The 8,489-nt window shown below is 62.9% G+C and carries 8 protein-coding genes; 5 read left to right on the top strand and 3 right to left on the bottom strand.

The window, feature by feature from the left end; translation table 11 throughout:
- The 3 genes from QOC89_RS00285 to QOC89_RS00275 all read left to right on the top strand — a co-directional run.
- Positions 1–1,631: phosphate acyltransferase (locus QOC89_RS00285; protein WP_323043188.1), on the top strand; the 1,631-nt coding region annotated here is incomplete at its 5' end.
- Positions 1,632–2,045: 414 nt separating this feature from the next.
- Positions 2,046–2,462, top strand: a complete 417-nt coding sequence (locus tag QOC89_RS00280; RefSeq protein ID WP_323043187.1) for a ribonuclease — start codon at positions 2,046–2,048, stop codon at positions 2,460–2,462.
- 16 nt (positions 2,463–2,478) lie between these two features.
- Complete coding sequence (locus QOC89_RS00275) at positions 2,479–3,039, top strand: barstar family protein (protein ID WP_323043186.1); 561 nt, start codon at positions 2,479–2,481, stop codon at positions 3,037–3,039.
- A gap of 245 nt (positions 3,040–3,284) precedes the next feature.
- Here QOC89_RS00275 and QOC89_RS00270 read toward each other — a convergent pair whose 3' ends face one another.
- The 3 genes from QOC89_RS00270 to QOC89_RS00260 form a co-directional block, all read right to left on the bottom strand.
- Positions 3,285–4,025, bottom strand: coding sequence for a 16S rRNA (uracil(1498)-N(3))-methyltransferase (locus tag QOC89_RS00270; protein ID WP_323043185.1), 741 nt, complete (start codon positions 4,023–4,025; stop codon positions 3,285–3,287).
- Between the two features lie 19 nt (positions 4,026–4,044).
- Entirely contained in the window at positions 4,045–4,458 is a 414-nt protein-coding gene (locus QOC89_RS00265) for a VOC family protein (protein WP_179734398.1), read from the bottom strand.
- A 114-nt stretch (positions 4,459–4,572) separates the two neighbouring features.
- Entirely contained in the window at positions 4,573–5,565 is a 993-nt protein-coding gene (locus tag QOC89_RS00260) for a spermidine synthase (protein WP_323043184.1), read from the bottom strand.
- Between the two features lie 320 nt (positions 5,566–5,885).
- Between QOC89_RS00260 and tkt the strand changes: the two genes are divergently transcribed.
- Together tkt and QOC89_RS00250 are read left to right on the top strand one after the other, a co-directional pair.
- Positions 5,886–7,907 (top strand): transketolase, encoded by a 2,022-nt coding sequence (tkt, locus tag QOC89_RS00255; protein ID WP_323043183.1) that lies wholly within the window; start codon positions 5,886–5,888, stop codon positions 7,905–7,907.
- A 96-nt stretch (positions 7,908–8,003) separates the two neighbouring features.
- Positions 8,004–8,489 (top strand): glyceraldehyde 3-phosphate dehydrogenase NAD-binding domain-containing protein (locus tag QOC89_RS00250; RefSeq protein WP_323043182.1); only part of this gene is annotated, 486 nt, incomplete at its 3' end.

Genomic DNA, 8,489 nt, shown 5'->3' with positions numbered 1-8,489 from the left:
TCACCGATCTGGCCGGCGTGGTCTACAAGGGCCGCGTCGAGCTGATGGACCCGGACAAGGAGCGCTTCGCACGCGAAACCGAAGCGCGCACGCTCGCTGAGGCGATCGGCGGCGCGGACATTTTCCTGGGCCTCTCGGCTGGCGGCGTGCTCAGGCAGGACATGGTCAAGCAGATGGCGTACAAGCCGCTGATTCTGGCGCTGGCCAATCCGACGCCGGAAATCCTGCCGGAACTGGCGCTCGAGGTGCGTCCGGACGCGGTGCTGTGCACGGGCCGCACCGACTACCCGAACCAGGTGAACAACGTGCTGGTGTTCCCGTTCCTGTTCCGCGGCGCGCTGGACGCGGGCGCGACCACGGTGACGCGGGAAATGGAAATCGCCGCGGTCAACGCGATCGCTGAACTGGCGCGCCAGGAGCAGAGCGATATCGTCGCGACGGCGTACGGCATCCAGGATCTCTCGTTTGGTCCGGAATACCTGATTCCGAAGCCATTCGACCCGCGCCTGATCGTCAAGGTCGCGCCGGCCGTGGCGAAGGCCGCGATGGACTCGGGCGTGGCCGAGCGTCCGATCGAGGACATGGACGCTTACGAACAGCATCTGCAGCAGTTCGTCTATCACAGCGGCACGACGATGAAGCCGATCTTCCAGCTCGCGCGGGGCGTCGAGCCGGAGAAGAAGCGCATTGTGTTCGCCGAAGGCGAGGAAGAGCGCGTGCTGCGCGCCATGCAGATCATCGTCGACGAAAAGCTGGCGAAGCCGATCCTGATCGGCCGCCCGGCGGTGATCGAGCAGCGCATTGCGCGCTACGGCCTGCGGCTGGTGGCCGGCCAGGACTACACGGTGGTGAACACCGATCACGACGAGCGCTATCGTGACTTCTGGCAGGAATATCACCGGATGATGTCGCGCAAGGGCATCACCGCGCAGATGGCGAAGCTCGAGATGCGCCGCCGCACCACGCTGATCGGCGCAATGATGGTGCAAAAAGGCGAGGCGGACGGGATGATCTGCGGCACGGTGTCCACCACGCATCGGCACCTGCACTTCATCGACCAGGTGATCGGCAGGAAGCCGGGCGCGAAGGTCTACGCGGCGATGAACGCGCTGGTGCTGCCGAACCGGCAGATCTTCCTGGTCGACACGCACGTGAACGTCGATCCGACGCCGGAGCAGCTGGCCGAGATCACGATCATGGCGGCTGAAGAAGTGCGCCGCTTCGGTATCGAACCGAAGGTCGCGCTGGTGTCGCATTCGAACTTCGGTTCGAGCAATGCGCCGACCGCGCAGAAGATGCGCGACACGCTGGCGATCCTGCGCGAACGCGTGCCGGAGCTGCAGGTGGACGGCGAAATGCACGGCGACGTGGCGCTCGACGCGAATCTGCGCCGCGAAGTGCTGCCCGACTCGACGCTCGAAGGCGACGCGAACCTGCTGGTGCTGCCGAACATCGACGCGGCCAACATCTCGTACAACCTGCTGAAGACCGCGGCGGGCAACAACATCGCGATTGGTCCGATGCTGCTGGGCGCGGCCAAACCGGTGCACGTGCTGACGGCTTCGGCCACGGTGCGCCGGATCGTCAATATGACGGCGCTGCTGGTGGCGGATGTGATCGCGTCCCGCTGACTTGATCAGGGACTAAAAGCATGGCGCTGCCTGAGCCGGCGCCATGCAAAAAAAAGGCGTGCCCGCAACGGGCACGCCTGCGGGTGAACAGGGGATTGCCACCCTGAAAGAGTCCGATGAGGCCGTTCTGCCTCCCAGCGACTGTAGGAACCGCACGGCTTTCCCTTCAGAGAATGCTGGCGCAATGGGTGGCCGATAGGCTTCGGCATGCCCGATCCGCTTAATGCGGCTAATTTTAGCCTATACAAGCTAAATTTTCTGTCAAAAGTCGTCAAAGCCTGTTCCGTGGCTCTTTCCCGCGCGATTGGGCGCTTTTGCCTGTCCGGCGAACGTTGATTCTGTGGGGTTTTAGCGATACCCTTACGACTTTCATGGTCGTCAAACTCGTGATCTAACAGCGGGGAACCTTGATTCATGGCACGCAAGTGGCGGCGCATCAAAGGCGTGCTGACCGGTGCTTTGACGCTCTGCGCTTTATGCGGCTCCGTGCCTGGCGCGTTTGCGCGCGACTCCACGGCACCCGCCGAGTCACAAGCACAGGTGCAGGGCACTATCGCGGCGGCGCAGCTGCCACGCGAAGCGGTCAACACATTGAACTTGATTGCCGCGGGCGGGCCTTACCCGTATGAGAAGGACGGCATCGTATTCGGCAATCGCGAACGGTTGCTACCGCCGCATCGGCGCGGCTATTACCACGAATACACCGTTCCCACGCCTCGTTCACGAAACCGCGGGGCGCGTCGCATCGTCTGCGGAGGTCCGCTACAGCGGATCGACAACTGTTACTACTCGGACGACCATTACACCAGTTTCAATCGTATTGTTGAATGACATCGGGATGAACGGCATGAGCGACAACGTCTACGCGCACGACTCCGGAGTCGCGACGGATCTTTTCGCGGCCGGCGACGGCAATTTGTTCCAGCGCGTCATGCGGATGCGTGCCGGCGACCAGGGCAGGGATAACCAGAGCGAAGGCAGCACTGTGGTTTCATCGAACGAGGAGCCCATGAGCCTTTTCAAGACCGTACGACCAAACATCGTACAGTCGATCCGCGCGTTTCGCGTGCAGGATCTAGCTGACGAGGCCAATCAACTCGGCCAGCACTTTCTATACGCGTACTGTGCAAACGCTCAATCCAAACAGGAAGTGCTGGAGACCATTGCGACGTCGTTCCTGTTTCCGAAGCATTTCGGCAAAAATTACGATGCGCTCTATGATTGTCTGACCGATCTGGTCCAGAAGGCAGGCGCGCAGCCTGGGTTCGTGATCGTGCTCGAGCAACTGCCGGTTGCGCAAAAGTTCGACAAGGAAGGGCGCGAGACGCTTCTCGACGTGTTCCGTGAAGCGGCCGAGTTCTGGGCCGAACGCAAGGTCGCGTTCCGGGTGTTTTATTCGTTTGCCTGAGATTCGCGGGGTGGTGCGGGTGGATTTATCTCAGCGCCGTCTCCCGCAAGGAAAGAGAAAGGCCCGCCAACTGGCGGGCCTTTGTTTTGATGTGTGAACAGACGCCTGGTTATGAACCCGCGGTTTCGTTTAGCTTGCCTTGGCTTAACTTGGCGCTAAGGCCGGACAGCCGACCAGCTTGGCTCTCAACTGACGTCCCGCTTATCTAACAAACCCAAGCCGTCTGCACAAGGCGCTAATCTGGCTTACCAGCCGCCCCAGCGGGCCGCCAACGCCGAGAGCACGGCGATGCCCGCGGTTTCCGTGCGTAACACGCGCGGACCGAGACCGACTGCGGTAAACCCATGATCGGTTGCGGCCGCTTCTTCCGCCGCGGAGAAACCGCCTTCCGGGCCGACCAGTACAGTCACTCGCCCGAACGGCGGAGTGGCGGGCAGCGCCGAAAAGCCGATGCTGGCGCGCGGCGACAGCAGAATGCGCATTTCCCCGACTTCAGGCGTGCGCGGCAGTGCGCCGAGCCACGTGGCGATTTCGCGCACCGGCATCACTTCCGGAAGGCGATTGCGCCCGCACTGTTCGCACGACGCCCGCACAATGCCCTGCCAGTGCACGTGACGCCGCTGCGCGCGCTCGCCGGAAAGTCGCACGACGCTGCGCGTGGTGGTCAACGGCACGAACGACGATGCGCCCAGTTCGACCGCCTTCTCGATGAGCCAGTCCATCTTGTCCCCGCCCGCAATGCCCTGCGCGAGGGTGAGGTGATACGGTGCTTCCACTTCAATGTTGCGGAATTCGTGAATTCTCACCTTGGCCGAGCGGCGTTCGACCTCGACGAGTTCGGCGCTGTATTCGCCGCCTTCGCCGTTGAAAAGCACGATCGAATCGCCGGGCTGCAAACGCAGCACGAGGATGTGGCGCATGACGTCATCGGGCAACTGCATGATGTCGTCGGGCTTGAGAGGCGTACCGACGAAGAAACGAGGCATCAGAAAAATACTCATTGGTTCAGGAAAGGTGGCGAGCGAGCGCCCAACGGTAGCCGTCCAGATCTTCGACCTGGGCAAACCGGTCGCCCCAGAACTGATCCTGTGGCTCGCTCAGCGATTTTGCGCCGGCGGCGAGCGCCCGCGTGTAAACCGCGTCGACATCGTCGACATAGACATAGAACGATTGCGGCGCAATCGCGCCCGCGCTTTTCGGTGTTTTGGCCGCCGAGCCGAACGCGCCTTCCGGTGCGAACATCACGATCAGCTGGCCTTGGTAAGTCATCTCGACGTGCATGACGACACCGTCGTCCTGGACGCTGTCACGCAGCTCGAAACCGAATGCCGCTTCGAAGAACGCGGTCGCGGCACGGGCGTCGCGCACCGTCAGATAGGGGGTCAACCAGGGCACACCGGCTGGGCGGGAGGCGGTCATGGGGTTCTCCGGATCTATTGGGGTTGCGGGATGCATGCTGCGAGGCCGGGCGGGCGCTCGCGTATCGAGACACCGATAGCGCGCGCCGACCGAACCGTGCATTTTGCCCACGCCTTAGCTTGATGGCTTTAAGAATTGACTTAGTTTATCGCGCACGGAGCGCGATGCCGAGAAGAGTCCCGCGTGCAGGGCCGGGTCGTAGTGCTTCAACGCGTCGATCCGGCGCGCGACAATTCGCTCGGCGAGCGCTTCGACGCTAAGGGCCGCGGGGTCGAGCGTGTCGCTGGCGGTCGCCATCATCCACAGTGAGCCGTAGAGCGGGACGAAGGTGTGCATCGTGCGCACGAAGGCGAATATGTCGCGTAGATCGTCGAGCAGGCCAGAGACGCGCCGCGGCTGGAAATAGGGCGAACCGAGATGCAACGAGAGCGCGGCGGCCGGTCTCATGACGCGCTTGAGCTGCATGTAGAAGTCCGGTGTATATAGGCCCGCAGCGGGGGAATCCGGGGGCGTCAGATCGAAGATGACGAGATCGAACTGCGCGGAGGCAGAGGCAGATGCTTCGGTTTCGACTTCGGCTGGGGCCGTCGTCGTCGCCGCACCCGCAGCTGGTTTTGCCGCGGACATTGCAGTACCCGTAGTCCGTGCGGCCTGCGTCGCCGTCCCGGCCGCTTCCGCGACGAAATGCGCAGCATCGCCGATCACCAGTTCGACGCGTGGATCGTCGAAAGCGCCGCCGTGGACCTCGGGCAGATACTCGCGGGTCAGGCGTACGACCTCGGCATCGAGCTCGGCCACCACGATCCGCTCGATGCTGGGGTGCCTGAGCAATTGCCGCGCGGCGCCGCCATCGCCGCCGCCCAGCACCAACGCCGCTTTCGGCGACGGATGCGCAAGCGCAGCCGGATGCACCATGCATTCGTGGTAAATGAATTCGTCGCCGACGGCGGTCATCGGGCGGCCGTCGAGCGTGAATAGGCGGCCGAGCTGAGGCGTGTCCCACACCTCGATGTGTTGGTACGGCGACACCACGCTCGCAAGACGGCGCGCGTGCTCAAAGCCGTAGACGGCGTCTTGATTCGGGTGGAACAACAGGGAAGCGCTCATGAAGGGCGGGCTCCTTGCAGAGCGCAGTGGCACATTGAGACAGTGAATCGAGGTTGCCCGATTGTAAAGGGCCGACAGGCCGCGCGCCGCGCCGCCGCGTCGAACCGCATTGCCAGCCGGCACGACCGGACTGCAATGCCAGGCGCCTTTCCGAGCGGGCCGTGGTCAACGTTCTGTTAGAATGTCACGCTTTCAGCCTTGTCCGTTTGCTCTGCCCGTTTCGCGTCTCGTGGCGCCGCACCGTGCGCCGCAGTGGACTGGCATTCGAGCATCCGGTCCTCAAGCGCGCACCGCTTTCTGACTCTGTCTCCGGACTCGACATGACGACCCCGTCTCCCGCACCCACTTCCCTGATGGCCAACGCAATCCGCGCGTTGTCCATGGATGCCGTTCAAAAAGCGAATTCCGGTCACCCGGGCATGCCGATGGGCATGGCCGAAATCGGCGTGGCTTTGTGGTCACGTCATCTGCGCCACAATCCGCAGAACCCGCAGTGGGCCGATCGCGACCGTTTCATTCTGTCGAACGGCCATGGCTCGATGTTGCTGTACTCGCTGCTGCACCTGACCGGCTACGACCTGCCGATCGAAGAGCTGAAGAACTTCCGTCAGATGCATTCCAGGACGCCGGGTCACCCGGAATACGGCATCACGGCGGGCGTCGAAACCACCACCGGCCCGCTCGGCCAGGGTCTGGCAAACGCAGTCGGCATGGCGCTCGCCGAATCGCTGCTCGCCACCGAATTCAACAAACCTGACGCGAAGATCGTCGACCATCACACCTACGTGTTCGTCGGCGACGGTTGCCTGATGGAAGGCATCTCGCACGAAGCCTGCTCGCTCGCCGGCGTGCTGAAGCTGAACAAGCTGATCGCGTTCTACGACGACAACGGCATCTCGATCGACGGCGAAGTGGTCCACTGGTTCCACGACGACACGCCGAAGCGCTTCGAAGCCTACGGCTGGAACGTGATCCCGAACGTGGTCGGCCACGACGTCGAAGCCGTCGACGCGGCGATCAGGCAAGCGAAACAATCGGACAAGCCCACGCTGATCTGCTGCAAGACCGTGATCGGTGAAGGCGCGCCGACCAAGGCCGGCAGCCACGATTCGCACGGCGCGCCGCTCGGCGACAAGGAAATCGCGGCGACGCGTGAAAAGATCGGCTGGAAGTGGGAGCCGTTCGTGATCCCGCAAGAGGTCTATGCAGCGTGGGACGCGAAGGAAGCCGGTGCACGCATCGAATCCGACTGGGATAAGGCGTTCGCCGCATACGCAGCCAGGTACCCGCAGGAAGCCGCTGAATTCAAGCGCCGCGACGCGAAGCAATTACCCGCCGACTGGAAGGAAAAGGCGAAGGCCATCATTGCCGGCGCGAACGAACGCGCGGAAACCGTCGCAACACGCAAGGCATCGCAACAGGCTATCGAAGGCTTGTCGGCCGTGCTGCCGGAACTGCTCGGCGGTTCCGCCGATCTGACCGGTTCGAATCTGACCAACTGGAAGGCCGCCAAGCCGGTGCGCGTGAATGCTGAAGGCAAGGCTGCCGGCAACTACGTGAACTACGGCGTGCGCGAGTTCGGCATGAGCGCCGCGATCAACGGCATCGCGCTGCACGGCGGCTTCAAGGCCTTCGGCGGCACGTTCCTGACGTTCTCGGATTACAGCCGCAACGCGTTGCGCGTGGCCGCGCTGATGAAAGCGCCGTCGATCTTCGTGTTCACGCACGACTCGATCGGTCTGGGCGAAGACGGCCCGACCCACCAGTCGATCGAACACGTCGCAAGCCTGCGTCTGATCCCGAATCTGCAAGTGTGGCGCCCGGCCGATACGGTTGAAACGGCGGTGGCCTGGACTCACGCGGTCGAACATCACGGCCCGTCGTGCCTGATCTTCAGCCGTCAGAACCTGCCGTTCTCGGAACGCACCGACGCGCAGATCGCCAACATCGAGAAGGGCGGTTACGTGCTGCGCGACTGGAACGACGAGATCGTCGCGCGCAAGATCATCCTGATCGCCACCGGTTCGGAAATCGAACTGGCGTTGAACGCGGTCGAGCCGCTGGCTCGCGAAGGCATCGCGGCACGTGTCGTGTCGATGCCGTCGACCACCGTGTTCGACAAGCAGGACGCGGAGTACCGCGAACGCGTGTTGCCGCACGGCGTGCGCCGCGTCGCGATCGAAGCGGGTGTGACGGATTTCTGGCGCAAGTACGTGGGTCTGGAAGGCGGCGTGGTCGGCATCGACACGTTCGGCGAATCGGCCCCGGCTGGCGTGTTGTTCAAGCATTTCGGCTTCACCGTCGAGCACGTGGTGGAAACGGCGAAAGCCGCACTCGGCTGATCTTCCGGCAAGCGTGGCCGCGTGTGCCCCACACGCGGTTGCGCCCGAAGAACAGGCCAACATGGACGATTTTTTTTAGCCATCAGGAGATAGACCATGACGATTCGCGTCGCAATCAACGGCTACGGCCGGATCGGCCGCAACACGCTGCGCGCCTTCTATGAAAACGGCAAGAAGCACGATATCGAAATCGTCGCCATCAACGATCTTGGCGATGCCAAGACCAACGCTCACCTGACGCAATACGATACGGCGCACGGCAAGTTCCCGGGCGAAGTGTCGGTGGACGGCGACTACCTCGTCATCAATGGCGACAAGATCCGCGTGCTGGCTAACCGCAACCCGGCAGAACTGCCCTGGGGCGACCTGAACGTCGACGTGGTGCTGGAATGCACCGGCTTTTTCACCACCAAGGAAAAGGCCAGCGCGCACATCAAGGGCGGCGCCAAGAAGGTCATCATCTCGGCGCCGGGCGGTAAGGACGTCGACGCAACCATCGTCTACGGCGTGAACCACAATGTGCTCAAGGCATCGGACACGGTGATTTCGAATGCATCGTGCACGACCAACTGCCTGGCACCG

It is taken from the genome of Paraburkholderia sp., from assembly GCF_034668105.1.
Taxonomy (GTDB): Bacteria; Pseudomonadota; Gammaproteobacteria; order Burkholderiales; family Burkholderiaceae; genus Paraburkholderia.
Note: the sequence above shows the minus strand (reverse complement) of the source record. Positions and strands in the feature narration are given on the sequence as shown.